This is a genomic window from Sneathiella chinensis (genome assembly GCF_012720115.1).
Taxonomy (GTDB): domain Bacteria; phylum Pseudomonadota; class Alphaproteobacteria; order Sneathiellales; family Sneathiellaceae; genus Sneathiella; species Sneathiella chinensis.
The window spans coordinates 646080-662279 of the sequence record NZ_VNWN01000004.1 but is presented as its reverse complement, the minus strand read 5'-3'; the positions used below and the strand labels follow the sequence as shown (position 1 = coordinate 662279).

The window sequence follows — 16200 nt, the reverse complement described above, 5'->3', positions numbered from 1 at the left end:
CCGACCCGCCTGCTCAGTAAATATACCCATGCGCCCCATACACCCGGCCGCCTTTCCCCGCCGGGCCATCCGGTATTTCCGGGACCGGGGAAGGGGTCAGATTGCGCCCGGTTTTCAATTTCCGGCTCTGGGAATTTTCGCGAAGACCTGCCAGCGGCGTTGTGTAATCATCGCGGGACAAAGGCTGCACCAGATTGGCCGTGGCGATAATGACCAGTTCGGTTTCCTCATTCTGATAGCGGGACGACCGGAACAACGGCCCCAGCACATTCAGGTCCGCCAGCCACGGCACCTCCTTCACCAGATTGCGATTGCGGTTCTGAAGCAACCCGGCAACAGCAAAACTCTGTCCGCTGGCCAGTTCAATGGTGGCCTCTGTGCGCCGGATCGAGATACCGGGGATGCTCACATCATCGATCACCACCGCGCCGGATGAAGACAACTCGCTCACCTCTGGCCGGATATGCAAACTGATCCTGTCCGGTGACAGAACCGTTGGCGTCATGTCCAGAATGACCCCGAATTGCTTGAACTGAACGGTAATGCGATCATCCGATGCCGATACGGGAACGGGAAACTCTCCCCCCGCGAAGAAACTCGCCTTCTCTCCCGAACGGGAAGTCAGGTTTGGCTCCGCCAAGACGGTGACCAGATTATCCTCCACCAGGGCATCAATCACGGAATTGACAGAAAACCCGTCCCCGGCATACCCAAAGACGGCACTGCTCTGCCCCCCGGCAAGACTGCGCTGGGGGATGATCCTGCCCCCCGCCAGAAAGGGGCTGCGCCCGCTTAACAGGCCCACCGTTATGGAACCGGGATTGAGAAGGATATCCCAGTTGATCCCCAAATCCTTTGTCGCCCTCCGGTTCACCTCAACGATCCTGACCTTCAGGTTCACCTGCCCCGGGCCGGGCACCGCAATCCGGTTGACGATTTCCTCTCCCTCGTCAAGATAGCCCCGGATCACATCCAGAATACGCCCGGCCTCGTCATGGCTGGTGGCCTGTCCACTGACAATCAACCGCCCCGCAGAGGAGACAACCCGGACAGAGGCCGCGCCGAACTCATCGTCCAAGGTGGTTTCCAACGCCGCAAGGCTCCTCCTTACCTCAATTAACCGGTTAAAAATGATTTTGTCGTTTTTTGCCACAGCCAGGATATGGGTCCGGCCCGCCCGCTTCCCGTACACGAACAGGCCATTCCCTTGCGTGAACTGGGCATCGGCAATAGCGGGGTTGGTTACCAGAACATCCACAACCGGTTCCGTCAGCTTATAAAAGCTCCCCTCATTGACATGGAGGTCAAGCCTCTCCGCACCGGCATAGGCCGGGTGCGCCCCCATCAACCCTGCAAGAAAGAACATTGCCAAACAGCCGGCATATCGGAATATCACCAACATCATGCGCCGCCCTATCCCCCGTTCCCGCCTGTCGCCTCAAGGGCGGGTAATTTCAGAACGGTCCGTTTGTCCGCCCGGTGGAAAACTACCGTCCGATAACCGGCGCTGACCGGACTTTCGAACACGGTATTCCCCCCTGCATCCTGATCCGCTTTCGGAAACGTCTCTGTCGGCACAGTCTCAGGTTGCCGGTTTCCAAATTGAGGCCGGGAAGGTGCGCCGTCCGGCCTTGCGACAAGGATCACTTCTTTCTTCCTCGCCAACATGGCCAGAGCTTGCACCTCGCGGTCTGGCACCTCGACAATCAGGTTCACCCGTCCGGCCTGCCTGTCCCCGACCTTCAGCAAACGAAGGCTTTCAAGAACCTGCGGTCCGGCATCGGTACGGTGTGTCTCTGGTCCCGCCGGGGGGCCTGCAAAAAGATCAAACCATTTTCCGGGGATAAGAAGCGCGTGATAGGACGCCTGCACAGGAAGGGAAATCGGAACCGCACGGCTATCCGGCGGGATAATCTCTGACAGGAATACCGGGCTATCCGGGGCGATCACATCCTTGATCAAAACCGGCTGCCCGGAACGGACGGCCCGCACAACCCCATATCCACCGATCCCGGACGGGAAGGCGGACGCCAATAAAAAGGCGTCTTTCCGCTCACCATCCCGGATCGGTCGCCAGACAATGTCCGACGGTTGCAGAATGTCCCCCGCCTTTAGGGGCTGCACGGCAAAGGCCGCCTTCTCTGCTTGCACGGCAACGGATGAAGGAGACGCGGCCTGTTCCGGGCGCCCCCCGCCCAGCAGCAGCACCGACAGATAGGCTGTCGCGACCATGAAGGCGAAACTGCACAGAAACAAAAACACCGATTTCATGCCGCCCCCCCTTTTCTCTCGCTGCCTTGCCTATTGCCACCATGCCTGATAGAGGGCCAATCCCCCGCCCATCGCCACCGGAACGCCATAGGGAATGGACCGGGGCGTTGGATAACAGCGCATCAGGTGGATCATCCCCCCCTGCGCCAACACACGCTCAACCAGATTTTGCACCCCCGGCATCAAGACAATCAGCGACAACCCGCCCCCCAGCAGCGCGGTGATTAACAGAAAATCAGCTCCTGCCTTTGGGCCTGCCCACAGAGCAAGAACAGCAATCAGCTTCACATCGCCGCCGCCCATACCCCCCAGAACAAAAAAAGGAAACAGGGCGGCAAAGGCCCCGCCTCCCCACAACAGATGCAGGCCGATATTCTCCCAGTTTGCGGTCTGCCAGATGAAAACCGGAAACAGGACCAGCAGCGCCAGAAGACAAAGGTTAGGGATACGGCGATCCTTCAGATCATAGAAGGAAACCGTCGCCAGAATGGCCAGCACTGTCACCGGCAGAATATTCGGCATAAGGCTCCCCCCATCTTTATGACTATGGCATTTCTCTTTTGCGGAACAATCAACCGCCTCCATCCGGGTTCGGCGGCCCTCCGGTTTCCCCTCCTGCGCCAGCGTCTGTTCCGTTGAGGTCGATATTCGACAGGAAAGTGCCAACCTTGCCGTAGAAATCCCCGGCAACTGCGCCGATCCCGACGGCCGCCGCCGCCGCCAGCAGCGCATATTCAACCGAGGTCACGCCGCTTTCATCCAGAAGCACCCTTTTCAGATGTATTTTCATGTTCCCCCCCTTGCTGTTTCCCTATTGATCTGATTTTTTGACAAACAGCGGTTTTGTTATTTTACCAAATTCATAAAAAGCGCCGCTTTTCCCGCACGGGTTCACATCTTCCGTGCCGGGGTGAGACGACCTGACACAAGACAAAAAAATCAAAACAAAACGAAAGACTTAACAGGAAATTTGAATAGAAAACGCCGCCGCCCCTGTCATCAAAATTCGGCAATATAATATTCTTATAATATTTTAGCGCCATTTTTGAACATAAATGAATTTATAATATTCGTTAAAATTTGCGAAAACCGTAAATACAAAAGCCCAAAAAAATAGCTTTTTAAAAATCGAAAAAATTAGCTTATGTGTCGAATAACGGCCAAGTATCAAATCCGGTGTGATCGATTCCCCGGTGATGATTCCATGTCACATCCTGTGATTTCCGATACGCCTTTTTGTTTTGATCGTGCATTCTGGCAAGACAGGGTTTATACCGTCGGGACATTGGTACTGTACCTGTACCGGAATCGATGTTTGGGAAGGAAAAGGTATGGCGGGTACAAACAAGGCAAGACGTGTGCTGATCTATAGCCACGATTCCTTTGGACTGGGACATCTGAGACGATGCCGCACATTGGCCCATGCCCTGGTCGAACAAAACCCCAACCTTTCCGTTCTCATCCTTTCCGGCTCTCCGATTATTGGAAGTTTCGATTTCAAGGCGCGGGTGGATTTCGTTCGTATTCCCGGCATTATCAAGCTGAGAAACGGGGAATATACATCCCTCAGCCTGCATATCGACACCGAACAGACACTGGCCATGCGGTCCTCGATCATTCGCCATACGGCTGAAACGTTCGACCCCGATATCTTCATTGTGGACAAGGAACCGTTCGGCCTTCGCGGCGAGGTGGAGGAAACCCTCCACATGCTGAAGGAAAAGGGAACGCGACTGGTCCTTGGTCTTCGGGATGTTCTTGACGACCCTGCCCTGCTGGTCCCTGAATGGACTCGCAAGAATGTCATGCCGGCCCTCAAGTCGCTGTATGATGACATCTGGATTTTCGGGGTTGAGCAGCTTTACAACCCCTTACAGGAAATCAATCTGCCCGCCGATGTGAAACGCAAGGTCACCTATACCGGGTACCTGCCCCGCAACGAGCAGATCAGCAACGAACCTGCCATTCTGGAAGAAATCGAGAACCCCTATGTGCTGATCACGGTTGGCGGCGGCGGCGATGGCGAGGTCCTCATTGACTGGGTTCTTCGCGCCTATGAAGCGGATGAGCGCCCGCCCATGGATGCCCTGTTTGTGCTGGGGCCCTTCATGCCACCGGAAACCCGGACCAGTTTCCGGGAACGGATCGCCCAGCTTGACAATGTGCGGGCCGTGACCTTCAACAACCATATGGAAAGCCTGATGCAGCATGCAACGGCGGTTGTGGCCATGGGCGGCTATAATACGTTCTGCGAGGTGCTATCCCTTGACAAGCGGGCCTTGATCATCCCGCGCACGGTTCCCCGCCTTGAGCAATATATCCGGGCGACCCGTGCTGCTGAACTGGGCTTGATCAGTGTCCTGATTGATGACGGGGTCCGGTCCGCCGAGATGATGTCAACGGCCCTGAAGCAACTCTATCAACAAAAGAAGCCGTCCGAGATTGTCATTCCCGGACTGCTGGACGGCCTGACCAATGTTAACAGGCTGGCCCGCCTCCGCTTTCAGGAGCGGGATGCCATTCTGGAGGGAACATCCAACACCCTTCAATGGCGCCCCAAAAGCTGACAGCCAAAGGGGAGGCAGGCCCGCCCCCACTGGATGAAAGGAGAACGCCCATGATGGACCGACTTTTAAAGGAACAAACCACCCTGCTGGCGGCCAGCTTTCTTTTCACCGCCCTGACAGCAACCGGTGCCGCGGCCGGCGGACAGCAGATATGTCAGCAGGAACTGCAGCAGACCATACGGTCCCTTGATACCGGCGCCCTGACGATCAGCAAGATATCCATTTCCGATGTCATCAAGACGCACCGCAGCGGCAACCACACCGTTGGTGCGGAAGCATGGGTCAGTTTCAACGAATGCACCGGCAATCTGGTTATTCGCACAAATACATCCTGCGCCGTGCGAAGCATCTATACCCGGGGAAGCTGCCAAATACAGGGTGTGGATCACTATTGATCAGGGGCGGTTGGCTCTCCGTCATCGACACGCTGGACCAGCCCCATTTTGAGAAGCCAGCCGACGATCCGCACGCTTTTGCTTTCCCCCAGTGAATAGAGCGCCCCAAGCTCTCCTGCGCTCATAACCCCTGCTGTGCGCAAGTGATCGAGCATTTTATCCAGAACCTCTGCCTTTGGCAGCAGATGGGCAACACCATTGCCAAGAGAGCTGGAAAGATAGTCCGCGGCCCGTCCTTCTTCTCGGGGCTTGCCTTTTATGCGGGTCCGGGCCGTCAGCAGGTGGGTCGGGTAATTCTCGAACAGGGCAAATGGGTCCTGCATCAGCGGAACCGGGTTCACCTGATAAACCTTTGGGGAAGGGTCTGCCGCCGCCCGCCGGCGCGAGGCCAGTTCTGCCCATAAATCCTGATACGCCCTGATGATCACCTTCCAGTCGAACGTCTCCCGCGCCCGTCTGGCACCGGCACTGCCCATTTTTCGCCGCAGGTCGGGATTTTCAATCAGGGAAAGATACGCGTTCGCAGCCGCCTCTGTCTCCACATCCGTGAACAGGCTGACCTGCCCGACAAAGCGGTCATATCCATCCACACCCACCAGATACCGATAGGCAAGATCCCGGCCGTGCCCCGCCCCGGGCAAGGAGGTCGGAACCAATAGGCCATCGACACCGTCCCGCACCGTTTCCCGGTAACCGTCCCAATCGCTGACCACCACCGGCAGGCCTGCGGCCATGGCTTCCACTGGCGTAATGCCAAAGGTTTCCTGAATATTATCGGACAGGGACGTGAAAACATCCGCCACATGCCAGATATGCTTGCGAATATCCGGCTTGCGGCCATCCAGAAAAATACAATTCACGGAAGGACAGAACCGCGCTGCCCCTTTGACAAACTGATCTTCTATGGCGCGGGAGGCAAACCAGCCCGCCTGAACCAGATGAATGTTACGGTCGGTCCGACGGGCCGCCTTTTCCAGCGCCTGATACAGGGGAAGCGGATGCGCCTTTGCGTGGGAGGACAAACGCCCCACATAAAGAAAAACCACGTCCCCCTCCCCAATCCCGTGGCGGGCGCGAAAAGACCGGACAAAGCTGTCCCGCTCTCCGTCCGGCGGGTGGCCGAAGTCATCACAATTGATCCCCAGCGGAATAACCGGCAACTGGACGGGCAGCCTTACCTCGCCGCCATTACGCCTCTCCAGATAGTCGGCCCATTCCTCCAGCACATGCGTAACGGTCTTCCTGACGGACCGGGACGTACAGATCAGGGCGTCCCACGGTTCTACCGGGGCAATGGCGAAATCACCGAAGGCTTGCATGACCTCCATGCTGGAGATGGTATGGGTCAGCCCGCACAGGCTGTACCGGTTTGGCCCCACATGGCGGCGCTGCCACGCAAAATTGCCAATGCCCGGCCCCGAATAGAAAAGGCACCCGGCCTGCTCAAGCCCCCCGGCGGTCAGAGGGTTGATCCATGTTTGCGGCGGACAGTCTGCCCCCCACGCACGCACCTGCTGCTTAAAGGCTTCGAACTTTCCGGGATGATCCGTGTAGCAATATAATCGGTCCACATCCCCGTGCTGGACAAAGCCTTTCAGGAAACTTTCACCCGCAGATTGGCGCCCCAGCAACCGATTGCCGTCGGTACTGAACCCCTCCCTTTCATAATAGATCGCTGCGTTTTCCGCCTGTCCGAACACGTCCATCCTCCCCTTGTGGGCGCCCCGGTCGGGCCGCCCCCGGAGATAATAGAACAATTCAGGATCAATTCAATGCAAGGGTGAAACGTCTTTTATGGTCCGCCAGGCTCAGGCGTCAAAATCGACGACCACGCCATCGCTCAGCGGATGAGACTGGCAGGTCAGGACATACCCGTCCTCCACCTCGTCATCATCAAGGGCATAATTCACGTCCATACGCACATCCCCCTCTACCACCTTGGCCCGGCACGTGCAGCACACCCCGCCCTTACAGGCATAGGGAAGGTCCACCCCGGCTTCCAGCGCGGCATCCAGAATGGAAACTCCTTCTGCCGGGATGCCAACGTCTGTTCTGCGTCCATCGAGGATTACTGTCACCTGCCGCTCCGGCCCGGTATCAAACTTGTGGATATCCTCCGGTGCGCGGGCGGCCGCCTCTCGCACGGTATCGGTGACGAACAGTTCAAAATGGATCCGTGCGGGCGCCATACCTTCTTCCAGAAGATAATCCCGCACCTCGGTAATCACCTGTTCCGGGCCACACAGGAACACCTCGTCAAACGGCTCTCCGGCCAGCGGGCCCGAAAACAGCTCAGCACATTTGGCCCGATCGATCCGACCATTGAACAGCGGAATATCCTGCGGCTCCCGGCTCATGATGTAGATCAGGTTGACCCGCTCAGCATACTGGTTCTTCAGGTCTTCCAGCGCCTCCAGAAACACGACACTTGATGCCCTGCGATTGCCATAAACCAGCGTGACACTGCTCTCCGGCTCCTCCTCCAGAACGGATTTCAACAGGGAATATATGGGGGTAATGCCACTTCCCGCCGCAACGAACAGGTACCGCTTCTTGTGGTCCGGCATCAGGCGGGTGAAAAAGCGCCCCTGCGGAACCATCACATCTACAATCTGCCCCTTCTGGAACATCCGGTTGGCGAAGGTTGAAAACGTGCCGCCCTCGATCTGCTTGATGACAACACGCAAATTCTGCTCTTTCAGGGAGCTGCAAATGGAATAGGACCGGCGCAATTCTTCCCCGTCAACGCGAGCCTTCAGGGTCAGATGCTGCCCCGGATAATAGACATACGCTTCCCGCAACGCCTCCGGCACACGAAAGGCAACGGAAATCGCCTCCTCTGTCTCGCGTCTCACATCGATGATTTCAAGGGGATGAAAGGGTGTCATTCGGGAAATCCTATACGCATTTGAAATAATCGAAAGGTTCAAGGCAATTGTTGCATTTGTAAAGGGCCTTGCATGCCGTCGACCCGAATTGACTGACTAGACGGGTATCGGTGGACTGACAGTAAGGGCAGGCGACATCCGGTCCCTCCCCTGTCTGATCCGACGATTTTCCCGCAGGCGGGGCAATGCCAAACTCCTGCAGTTTCCGGCGTCCGTGTGCAGTGATCAGATCCGAACTCCACGCCGGCGACAGGATCGTTTTGACGCACACATCCCCATATCCATGAAGCAACAGAACCGTTTTGATTTCCTCGCGGATCACATCCATCGCAGGACACCCGGAATAGGTGGGAATGATTGAGACTTGGACTGCGTTGCCCGCCGTCACCTGAACGGACTGAAGGATCCCCATATCCTGAATGGAAAGAACGGGGATTTCCGGATCCTTGACCATCGTCAGAATTTCCCGGATCCGCTCCTGCTCCGTCGCTTGGGAAAGGGGGGCCATGACGGTTCTACCACCGGGCATCAGGATAGGCACGGGGCAGGAACTGCATCTCCGCCAGCAGATATCCCAGATGCTCTGTATGCTGTCCCTTCCGGCTGCCACTCACCGCCCACCCCACATCGGGGACCGTCAACGTGGCCTCAGACAGGACCTCCCTCACCCGGCTGTCCCATTCCGCCCGCAAGGCGTTCGTGTCAATGCCAATCCCTGCGGCGATCATGGCCTGATCAACCTCATCCATTTCGAACAGTTCCGGCACATATCCCCACAACTCATCAAGGGCCTTTTGAAGACGGGTGTGGCTCTCCTCGGTTCCGTCCCCCATCCGCAGCATCCAGTTCCGGCTGTGACGCTGATGATATTCCGCTTCCTTCAGGGACTTTACCGCGATTTCAGCAAGCGTGCTGTCGGCCGAAGCGGCAAGCTCCCGATACTGCAACCCCTGAAAGGTATCGAACAGGAATTGCCGCGCCATGGTCTTCGCGAAGTCCCCATTTTCCTGCTCCACAAGCAGAAGGTTTCGCCATTCCTGCACATCCCGGAAGAACGCCAGTCGGTCTTCATCCCGGCCCCGGCCCTCCACCTGCCCCGCATGGGACAGCAGTAACCGGGCCTGCCCGATCAGGTCCAGCCCGATATTCATCAGGGCCAGTTCTTCCTCAAGGATCGGGGCCTTGCCGCACCATTCTGCCAGACGCTGCCCCAAAATCAGGCTGCTATCCCCCAATCGAAGCAGATATTCAAAATGGGGGTCGGTCTCCGGTCGGTTCATCATGATCTTCTCCTCCCCCGTCTTCTGCCCGGATACGCCCCTCACATGTGCCCCACTTCATCCGGTAAGTCATAAAAGGTGGGATGGCGATACATCTTGTCTTCGTTGGGATCAAAGAACGGTCCCCTGTCCTCAGGCGAAGAGGCGGTGATATCCTTGGTCCTGACCACCCAGATACTGACCCCTTCACTGCGGCGGGTATAAACATCCCGCGCTGCCGTCAATGCCATCTCCGCGTCTGCGGCATGCAGGCTTCCCACATGCCTGTGATGCAGGCCGTTCTTGCTGCGAATAAACACCTCAAAAAGGGGCAACTCGTGAAGGGGGGCTTTGTCCGTCATGACCTAAATCTCCTTCTTTTCAGGCGCGGACGCCGCCCGTTGCTGCCGTTTTTCCGCATAGGCAAGCGCAGCCTCGCGCACCCATTGGCCGCCTTCATGGGCCTTGCGGCGGGTTTCCAGACGCTCCCGGTTACACAGGCCATTGCCGTTGACCACATTCCGAAACTCATCCCAGTCGATTTCCCCCCAGTCATATTTCCCCTCTGCCGCGTTCCAGGCCAACTGATCATCGGGAATGGTCAGCCCCAGATACTCCGCCTGCGGAACCGTAGCATCGATGAATTTCTGGCGCAGTTCGTCATTGGACGATCGTTTGATCTTCCATTTCATGGACTGGCTGGTATGGGCACTTTCCGCATCGTGGGGCCCAAACATCATCAGGGCAGGCCACCACCACCGGTTCAGGGCATCCTGCGCCATGCGGCGTTGTTCCGCAGTCCCCTCTGCCATGACCATCATGATGTCGTAGCCCTGACGCTGATGAAAACTTTCCTCCTTGCAGATTTTCACCATGGCCCGCGCATAGGGGCCATAGGAACACCGGCAAAGGGCGATCTGGTTGGTAATTGCCGCCCCGTCCACAAGCCAGCCGATGGCGCCGATATCAGCCCAATTCAGGGTGGGGTAATTGAAGATGCTGGAATATTTTGCGGACCCGTCCAGAAGCTGGTCATACATCTGGTCGCGGGTTATTCCCAGTGTCTCGGCGGCGCTATACAGATACAGGCCGTGCCCGCCTTCATCCTGTATCTTCGCCATCAGGATCGCCTTCCGCTTCAGCGATGGGGCGCGGGTCAGCCAGTTTCCTTCCGGCAACATCCCCACGACTTCCGAATGGGCATGTTGCGACATCTGGCGGATCAGGTTTTTCCGGTAAGCATCCGGCATCCAGTCCTTTGGCTCAATGCGGGTTTCCGCATCCACCTTGACCTGAAACGCCTCTTCCAAAACCTCCCGATCCGGCTCTTTTCGAACCAGAACGGCAGCAGTCGCTGTTTCTTCCGCCATGCCGGACTACCTTTCAATTGCCTCATATAAAAATGATACAATTGAAAAATATTATCAATAAAAAATGTATCACAATGAATTTTTGGCAACCCAGCGTCCCTGCTAAAATCCTTGAAAAAAACTCAAGCTAGATTATTTTCGCGTCATACAATGTTGACATTGCTAGTCTTTCATTCTTTTGATTGTGGATAATCTCATGTGCATAAAACCCGAGGAACTGTTTATTCGGAACGAGAAATGGGCCAAGAAAAAACTGGAGGAAGACAGCGAGTATTTTACCCGACTGAGTGAGATTCAAAGGCCCAACTACCTGTGGATTGGTTGTTCAGACAGCCGTGTACCGGCAAACGAAATTGTCGGAATGGACCCGGGGGAACTGTTCGTTCACCGAAATGTGGCCAATGTGGTGCCCCATAGTGACGCCAACTGTCTGGCCGTTATCCAGTATGCCGTCGAGGTTCTGGGCGTTGAGCATATCTCCGTCACCGGACATTACGGGTGCGGCGGCATCCGGGCGGCACTCGGTGACAAGGATCATGGCCAGATTGATAACTGGCTGGCAAATATCAAGGATGTCCTGCGCAACAACTACGCGGAAATCGAAGCCATCCCGGATGAAAATGACAAGGTTGACCGGCTGTGTGAATTGAATGTCATCCAGCAGGTCCGCAATGTGGCCAAGACCTCCATTATCCAGAAGGCATGGCGCAATAAAAAGAATGTCACCATCCATGGCTGGATCTACGGTTTGACAGACGGCCGGATGCGCGACCTGAAGGTGGATATTACCGGGAATGACCAGATTCACCCGGCCTACCGTATCAACAGCTAATCCCTATCTTATCTTTTCCCATCAACAGGGTAGCGGGTTTCAGGCCCGCTCCCTGAACTCCCGCCGCTCAAACGCGAAGGCAATCTCCAACGCTTCGGTGGCCTGCGCAATGATGGACTGCATGGCCAGTTCTGCCCCGTTGGCATCCCTTTTCCTGATTTTTTCCAGCACCGCCCGATACATCCGCGAGGATGCAAACGGCTGACACCGTTTCAGTTCCGTTTGCCGATACCCATATTCAAGCAACAGTTTGATGGCATCCCGAAGCCGAACAATGAAATCATTGTGGCAAGCTTCGAAAAGGCACATGTTGAACTCGACCGCTGCCCGGAAAAAGTCATGCTTGTTGCCAAGCCTTTCCGCCTGCTCCATCGCCTCACAGGCGCCATTAATGGCCCGCAGTTCATCAATCGTTGACCGCTCCGACACCATTCGGGCCACCAGCGGGGCAACAGACACCCTTATTTCCATCAGATTGCGAACAGCCTCTTCATCCAGTTCATCGAGCGCCTGCCAAGAAAGGACGTCCGGGTCCAACAGGTTCCAGAACCGCTTTTCCCGGACACTGGTTCCATATCTTTGCCGCGCCTCCAACAGGCCCTTGGCCGTCAGAACCCGCAACGCCTCCCGAATGGCGGTCCGGCTACCGCAGAACCTGTCGATCATCCAGGCTTCTTCCGGTAATTTTTCGCCCGGCTTGAAACGGCCGCCCACAATATCGCGACCCAATTCATGTACAACCCGCCCATGGATACCGGTTTCCGGATATCCTCGACTACACACTTCGAACATACTTACCCCCCTAACGCATGGTCTCTTCCGAATTATAGGAAAGCGCCTGGTAGATGCTGATACGTGCAAACACCTAAAAATCGGCCTTTTTACAAAAAACATAATAATAATTACGATTTTGAATTAGAATACAAGTTCTAATTTTATAAGGTTTTGCGGCGATGCCCCTCTGCCGGGCAGTTTCTCAATATTTTCCGGGAGATACTAAATTAAAATATCATAATTTAGAGGATGCCGACAACAGCAGAAACACCGACCCTGCGCCTGACGCACGAGAATCAGCCTAAGACCTGCCTTTTATACAGAAAATGTTTCGGGTTCCCCTTGACGGAAGCGCTAGCCTTCCAGAACCCGGTCTATATCCGCCCGCTCCGGCAGGCTGGATTGTGCCCCGGCGACGGTACAGGCAAGCCCGGCGGTTGCCGTGGCAAAGCGCAATGCCGACCGCAGGTCGCGGCCTTCCCAAAGGGCAGCCGCAAAACCGCCAATGAAGCTGTCACCGGCTGCGGTTGTATCCACCGGTGTGACCTCCAGCGCCGGCTGGGCCATGACATCGCCGTCTCTGGCTGCAACAACCCCCTTCCCGCCAAGGGTCAGGATACAACACAGGTTAAACCGGTCAGACAGGGAAACGGCCAACGCCGCCCCCTGCTTGTCTCCAAGATCATATTGCGTGGTCAGGGCCCGGCCTTCTCCCTCGTTGATGATCAGGTAGTCGACGGCGCTCAGGGCCGTTTTCGGAACCTCTCCCGCCGGGGCAAGATTAAGAAGGGTCTTCATGCCCCGCGCCTTGGCCCGCGTTAGCAGCTTCCAGTTTTCTTCCGGGTCGGTCTCCATCTGAAGCAGCAACAGCCCGTTCTTTTTCAGGACCGCATCAGGCACATGCTCCGCCGCGAGGGAACCGTTTGCCCCGGCGCAGACAACAATCGAGTTTTCACCCTGACGGTCCACCCAGATGGAAGCGCTGCCCGTTGGGGCACTGTCCTCAACCACATGATCCAGATTCACCCCGCCCTCTCGCATCAGGTGCAGGGCCGGTTCCGCATTGGCATCCCGCCCTACGCACCCGATCATGGTGACAGGGGCCCCGGCCCGCCGGGCCGCCAGCGCCTGATTGGCTCCCTTGCCGCCCGGAACCTGAAAATAGGCTGTACCCAGAACCGTTTCTCCCGGTTCAGGCAGGGATGCCATCTGATAGACCTGATCAATATTAATGGACCCGAAAACGACAATCATGGAACCTCTCAGGATTTCAGGAAATCAACTAGGGTGGACTGGAAAATCTCCGGCTGCTCCAGCGCCACCTGATGGGAGGCTTCCTCGACAACCTTTAATACCGCTCCGGGAATACAGGCGGCGATCCGCTCTGACGCGGCAACGGGCGTTCCCTGATCCTCCCGCCCCACAATGACGAGGGTTTCAGCCTTGACCCCAGGCAGCCTGCCGGACAGGTCCAGATTGGAAATCGCGTGGCAGCAACCGATATAGCCCTCAAGCGATGTTTCCCGGATCATGGCTCGCGCCCGTTCAATGGCGGGATGCCCCGCATCAAAGGCTGCCTTGGTGAACCACCGCTCCGCCGTTGGCTCTACCAATGCCTCTATCCCGTTTTGCTGTGCGGCGGCGATCCGCTCAGCCCAAAGAGGGGCACTCCCTTCCGGCAATTCGCACAGGGAACTGGCAATGACCAGCTTGTCCAGTCGTTCAGGATGCTCAAGGGCAAAGGTCTGGGCGATCATGCCGCCAATGGACAGGCCGACAAAGTGGCTTTTCGTAATCCCGAAAGACGTTTGCAAGGCGGCCACATCCGCGGCAAGACCGGACAGGCTGTAAGGTCCGGGGGTCGCGCCGCTACGGCCGTGCCCGCGCATACTGTAGCGCAGCACCCGAAAATCCGGGACCAGCGCCTCGGTCAGGTCATCCCATGCCTTCAGGTTCGTACAGAGTGAATGGCTGAGGGTAACGACAGGCGCCCCGTCCGGCCCCTCAAGCAATGCTTCGAACCGATTTCCATTAACGGTCACAAACATTCCGGCCTCCCTTTGCGGCTCTTTTATTTGTTCTTCGATCTATAAGCGGAAAATGTCGTCTGGTCACGAATTATCTATGCCGTCCGAAAACACGTTTTCACGAATGATCCGGTGCGACAAGGCAAGGAACAGAAAACCCGGAATGCAGATGATCAGGGTCAGGCCGGCGGCCACGGGATCAAGGGCCCCGCCCCCGCTGACCTTGGAAAACAGCAACGTGGCCAGCGTATCAATCTGCCCCCGCCCCATATAGAAGGTCAGCAGAAAGATATTCGTGGAAATCACCACCGAAAACAGGGCCGCCGCCAAGGCCCCCGGTGCAATCAGCGGCAGTTCCACATGGAAAAAGGTTTGCCGTCGCCCCGCCCCCAATAGGGCCGCCTGCTCCAGCAGTCCCGCATCCAGTTCCCGGTAAACCGGGATCAGCACCCGGATCATATAGGGCAATACCGGCACCAGATGGGCCAGAACCACGGCCCACAGGCTGCCATACAGCCCAAGGCTGATAAAAATGAACAACATGCCGATCCCGACGGCGATTTCCGGCACGATCAGGGGAAAGGTCAGGAACAGTTCGATGCCGCTGCGCCCGCGAAACCGGTGCCGGGCCAAGGTTCTTGCCGCCGGGATACTGAGTGCCAGCGCAATCAGCGTGACCAGCCCCGCAATCAGAAGCGTGTTTCCCAACGCTGGCACCACACGGGACACCGGATCAAAAATATAATCCCACCCCAGCGGGAAAGGGGCCGCGTCCCGCCGCTCCCACCACCAGATGGAGGGGAGCAAATCGGGCCAGCCCCAGCGAAACGCGAACGAGGCAACGGCAACCGGAAGGAACGGTCCGGCAATCACGAACAGGAAGAACAGCAGCAAGATCCGCTGCCACGGGGCCAGTTTTCCGATCATGCGGCCCGCCCCACGGTTCTGTCAAAACGCCGGGACAGCATCAGGTATAAAAGGACACAAACCGCGGATATCAGCGTCAACAGGCAGACAATCGCCATGGCGGCGGGTCGCTGGCTATAGTCAGGATTATCAAACAGACGCCACGCTTCCACAGTCAGGGTGTTGGGATACCCGGCCCCAAGAATGAACGGCACCTCGAACGCCCCGAAATTGAAGGCAAACACAATCAGGGTACTGCCGACCAGCGCCGGCATGAGACGCGGCAGGGTGACATGGCGAAAGGTTTGCCACGGCGACGCCCCCAGCAACGTGGCCGCTTCCTCTGGCTGGCGGCCGATCACAATCAGGTTGGCATAGAGCATGGCCGTCATGAACGGCACCTGCTTCCAAAGGTAAACCATCATGATCCCGACCCCGCCACTTGTCTGGATCAGGCGGGGAAAGTCTGCGGGTGTTGCGATCACCCCAAGCGCATGAAAAAGCCGGGCAAAAAGCCCCCCATTGGCAAAGAGCAGAATGGCCAGACTGACCCCCACCAGATAGGGAACAACCATGGGAATGCGATAGAGGAACAGGGCCAGCGCCTTGCCCCGGAACCGCCGGGACAAACTGAGGGCCAGCGCCAGACTGAGGGCACCCCCCAACACGGTTGGAACCAGTGCATAATAAAACGTGATCCCGAGAGACACCCAGAAGCCATCATCCCCAAGAACTCCCCTGTAATATTTCAGGGTTGGGAACTCGGTCACCCCATATTGGGGGGCATGACCAAAACTTTGAACGGCAGCAAAGACAAGGGCGCCGGCAAACAGAACCGCCAACACTGTCAGGGCCGGAAGCAGTCCCAGCCATTTCGTCAGGGTCAAGCGCCCTTCTTTGCCGTTCATTGC

General features: G+C 56.9%; 18 protein-coding genes. 3 read left to right on the top strand and 15 right to left on the bottom strand.

The features are described from left to right. Positions 1 to 13: 13 nt before the first annotated feature. From FQB27_RS09670 to FQB27_RS09655, 4 genes are read right to left on the bottom strand one after another with little or no spacing between them, the layout of a single operon-like run. Positions 14 to 1366: a type II and III secretion system protein family protein gene (locus FQB27_RS09670; protein WP_169560809.1), complete on the bottom strand. Its 1353-nt coding sequence runs from the start codon at positions 1364 to 1366 to the stop codon at positions 14 to 16. 47 nt (positions 1367 to 1413) lie between these two features. Next, positions 1414 to 2271, bottom strand: coding sequence for an SAF domain-containing protein (locus FQB27_RS09665; protein ID WP_169560808.1), 858 nt, complete (start codon positions 2269 to 2271; stop codon positions 1414 to 1416). Positions 2272 to 2301: 30 nt separating this feature from the next. After that, on the bottom strand, positions 2302 to 2793 hold the full coding sequence (locus FQB27_RS09660) for an A24 family peptidase (RefSeq protein ID WP_169560807.1): 492 nt from the start codon (positions 2791 to 2793) through the stop codon (positions 2302 to 2304). Between the two features lie 49 nt (positions 2794 to 2842). Further along, positions 2843 to 3061: a Flp family type IVb pilin gene (locus FQB27_RS09655; protein WP_169560806.1), complete on the bottom strand. Its 219-nt coding sequence runs from the start codon at positions 3059 to 3061 to the stop codon at positions 2843 to 2845. A gap of 541 nt (positions 3062 to 3602) precedes the next feature. On the opposite strand from FQB27_RS09655, the gene FQB27_RS09650 reads away from it, so the two are divergent. After that, positions 3603 to 4838, top strand: a complete 1236-nt coding sequence (locus FQB27_RS09650; protein WP_169560805.1) for a glycosyltransferase family protein — start codon at positions 3603 to 3605, stop codon at positions 4836 to 4838. A gap of 50 nt (positions 4839 to 4888) precedes the next feature. After that, positions 4889 to 5233 (top strand): hypothetical protein, encoded by a 345-nt coding sequence (locus FQB27_RS09645; protein WP_169560804.1) that lies wholly within the window; start codon positions 4889 to 4891, stop codon positions 5231 to 5233. Here the strand turns inward: FQB27_RS09645 and FQB27_RS09640 are convergent. The 6 genes from FQB27_RS09640 to paaA all read right to left on the bottom strand — a co-directional run bounded on the left by FQB27_RS09640 (position 5227) and on the right by paaA (position 10750). Next, positions 5227 to 6939, bottom strand: coding sequence for a glycosyltransferase family 4 protein (locus tag FQB27_RS09640; protein ID WP_169560803.1), 1713 nt, complete (start codon positions 6937 to 6939; stop codon positions 5227 to 5229). The two genes, FQB27_RS09645 and FQB27_RS09640, sit on opposite strands and share 7 nt — an antisense overlap. Positions 6940 to 7041: 102 nt before the next feature. Further along, positions 7042 to 8121 (bottom strand): 1,2-phenylacetyl-CoA epoxidase subunit PaaE, encoded by a 1080-nt coding sequence (paaE, locus tag FQB27_RS09635; protein ID WP_169560802.1) that lies wholly within the window; start codon positions 8119 to 8121, stop codon positions 7042 to 7044. 10 nt (positions 8122 to 8131) lie between these two features. Beyond that, complete coding sequence (paaD, locus tag FQB27_RS09630) at positions 8132 to 8629, bottom strand: 1,2-phenylacetyl-CoA epoxidase subunit PaaD (RefSeq protein WP_169560801.1); 498 nt, start codon at positions 8627 to 8629, stop codon at positions 8132 to 8134. A 7-nt stretch (positions 8630 to 8636) separates the two neighbouring features. Continuing rightward, a complete protein-coding gene (paaC, locus tag FQB27_RS09625) occupies positions 8637 to 9404 on the bottom strand; it encodes a 1,2-phenylacetyl-CoA epoxidase subunit PaaC (protein ID WP_240953439.1) in 768 nt (255 codons plus the stop codon). Positions 9405 to 9442: 38 nt separating this feature from the next. Beyond that, positions 9443 to 9742 carry a 1,2-phenylacetyl-CoA epoxidase subunit PaaB gene (gene paaB / locus FQB27_RS09620; protein WP_169560800.1) on the bottom strand — a complete coding sequence of 100 codons (300 nt, stop codon included), beginning with the start codon at positions 9740 to 9742 and terminating at the stop codon, positions 9443 to 9445. Between the two features lie 3 nt (positions 9743 to 9745). Then, positions 9746 to 10750 (bottom strand): 1,2-phenylacetyl-CoA epoxidase subunit PaaA, encoded by a 1005-nt coding sequence (paaA, locus tag FQB27_RS09615; RefSeq protein WP_169560799.1) that lies wholly within the window; start codon positions 10748 to 10750, stop codon positions 9746 to 9748. Between the two features lie 196 nt (positions 10751 to 10946). Here paaA and can point away from each other — a divergent pair, with 196 nt between their 5' ends. Beyond that, on the top strand, positions 10947 to 11582 hold the full coding sequence (can, locus tag FQB27_RS09610; RefSeq protein ID WP_169560798.1) for a carbonate dehydratase: 636 nt from the start codon (positions 10947 to 10949) through the stop codon (positions 11580 to 11582). Positions 11583 to 11621: 39 nt separating this feature from the next. Here can and FQB27_RS09605 read toward each other — a convergent pair whose 3' ends face one another. The 5 genes from FQB27_RS09605 to FQB27_RS09585 form a co-directional block, all read right to left on the bottom strand. Continuing rightward, positions 11622 to 12374, bottom strand: a complete 753-nt coding sequence (locus tag FQB27_RS09605) for a FadR/GntR family transcriptional regulator (RefSeq protein WP_169560797.1) — start codon at positions 12372 to 12374, stop codon at positions 11622 to 11624. 336 nt (positions 12375 to 12710) lie between these two features. After that, positions 12711 to 13610 (bottom strand): ribokinase, encoded by a 900-nt coding sequence (locus FQB27_RS09600; RefSeq protein ID WP_169560796.1) that lies wholly within the window; start codon positions 13608 to 13610, stop codon positions 12711 to 12713. Positions 13611 to 13618: 8 nt separating this feature from the next. Beyond that, the gene (locus FQB27_RS09595; protein WP_169560795.1) at positions 13619 to 14404 is read right to left on the bottom strand and encodes an alpha/beta fold hydrolase; all 786 of its coding nucleotides are present in this window, start codon (positions 14402 to 14404) and stop codon (positions 13619 to 13621) included. Between the two features lie 63 nt (positions 14405 to 14467). Further along, positions 14468 to 15310, bottom strand: coding sequence for an ABC transporter permease (locus FQB27_RS09590; protein WP_169560794.1), 843 nt, complete (start codon positions 15308 to 15310; stop codon positions 14468 to 14470). Further along, positions 15307 to 16197 carry an ABC transporter permease gene (locus FQB27_RS09585; protein ID WP_169560793.1) on the bottom strand — a complete coding sequence of 297 codons (891 nt, stop codon included), beginning with the start codon at positions 16195 to 16197 and terminating at the stop codon, positions 15307 to 15309. Before FQB27_RS09585 ends, FQB27_RS09590 begins: the two co-directional genes overlap by 4 nt. Between the last annotated feature and the right edge of the window lie 3 nt (positions 16198 to 16200).

What these genes read in the sequence shown, in the direction of transcription:
- FQB27_RS09595 (WP_169560795.1), bottom strand. Translation starts at nt 14,404, where the DNA reads ATGTTTGTGACCGTTAATGGAAATCGGTTCGAAGCATTGCTTGAGGGG.
- FQB27_RS09660 (WP_169560807.1), bottom strand. Translation starts at nt 2,793, where the DNA reads ATGCCGAATATTCTGCCGGTGACAGTGCTGGCCATTCTGGCGACGGTT.
- can (WP_169560798.1), top strand. Translation starts at nt 10,947, where the DNA reads ATGTGCATAAAACCCGAGGAACTGTTTATTCGGAACGAGAAATGGGCC.
- FQB27_RS09650 (WP_169560805.1), top strand. Translation starts at nt 3,603, where the DNA reads ATGGCGGGTACAAACAAGGCAAGACGTGTGCTGATCTATAGCCACGAT.
- FQB27_RS09655 (WP_169560806.1), bottom strand. Translation starts at nt 3,061, where the DNA reads ATGAAAATACATCTGAAAAGGGTGCTTCTGGATGAAAGCGGCGTGACC.
- paaB (WP_169560800.1), bottom strand. Translation starts at nt 9,742, where the DNA reads ATGACGGACAAAGCCCCCCTTCACGAGTTGCCCCTTTTTGAGGTGTTT.
- FQB27_RS09585 (WP_169560793.1), bottom strand. Translation starts at nt 16,197, where the DNA reads ATGAACGGCAAAGAAGGGCGCTTGACCCTGACGAAATGGCTGGGACTG.
- paaE (WP_169560802.1), bottom strand. Translation starts at nt 8,121, where the DNA reads ATGACACCCTTTCATCCCCTTGAAATCATCGATGTGAGACGCGAGACA.
- FQB27_RS09645 (WP_169560804.1), top strand. Translation starts at nt 4,889, where the DNA reads ATGATGGACCGACTTTTAAAGGAACAAACCACCCTGCTGGCGGCCAGC.
- FQB27_RS09605 (WP_169560797.1), bottom strand. Translation starts at nt 12,374, where the DNA reads ATGTTCGAAGTGTGTAGTCGAGGATATCCGGAAACCGGTATCCATGGG.
- FQB27_RS09665 (WP_169560808.1), bottom strand. Translation starts at nt 2,271, where the DNA reads ATGAAATCGGTGTTTTTGTTTCTGTGCAGTTTCGCCTTCATGGTCGCG.
- FQB27_RS09670 (WP_169560809.1), bottom strand. Translation starts at nt 1,366, where the DNA reads ATGTTCTTTCTTGCAGGGTTGATGGGGGCGCACCCGGCCTATGCCGGT.
- FQB27_RS09640 (WP_169560803.1), bottom strand. Translation starts at nt 6,939, where the DNA reads ATGGACGTGTTCGGACAGGCGGAAAACGCAGCGATCTATTATGAAAGG.
- paaA (WP_169560799.1), bottom strand. Translation starts at nt 10,750, where the DNA reads ATGGCGGAAGAAACAGCGACTGCTGCCGTTCTGGTTCGAAAAGAGCCG.
- FQB27_RS09600 (WP_169560796.1), bottom strand. Translation starts at nt 13,610, where the DNA reads ATGATTGTCGTTTTCGGGTCCATTAATATTGATCAGGTCTATCAGATG.
- FQB27_RS09590 (WP_169560794.1), bottom strand. Translation starts at nt 15,310, where the DNA reads ATGATCGGAAAACTGGCCCCGTGGCAGCGGATCTTGCTGCTGTTCTTC.
- paaD (WP_169560801.1), bottom strand. Translation starts at nt 8,629, where the DNA reads ATGGCCCCCCTTTCCCAAGCGACGGAGCAGGAGCGGATCCGGGAAATT.
- paaC (WP_240953439.1), bottom strand. Translation starts at nt 9,404, where the DNA reads ATGATGAACCGACCGGAGACCGACCCCCATTTTGAATATCTGCTTCGA.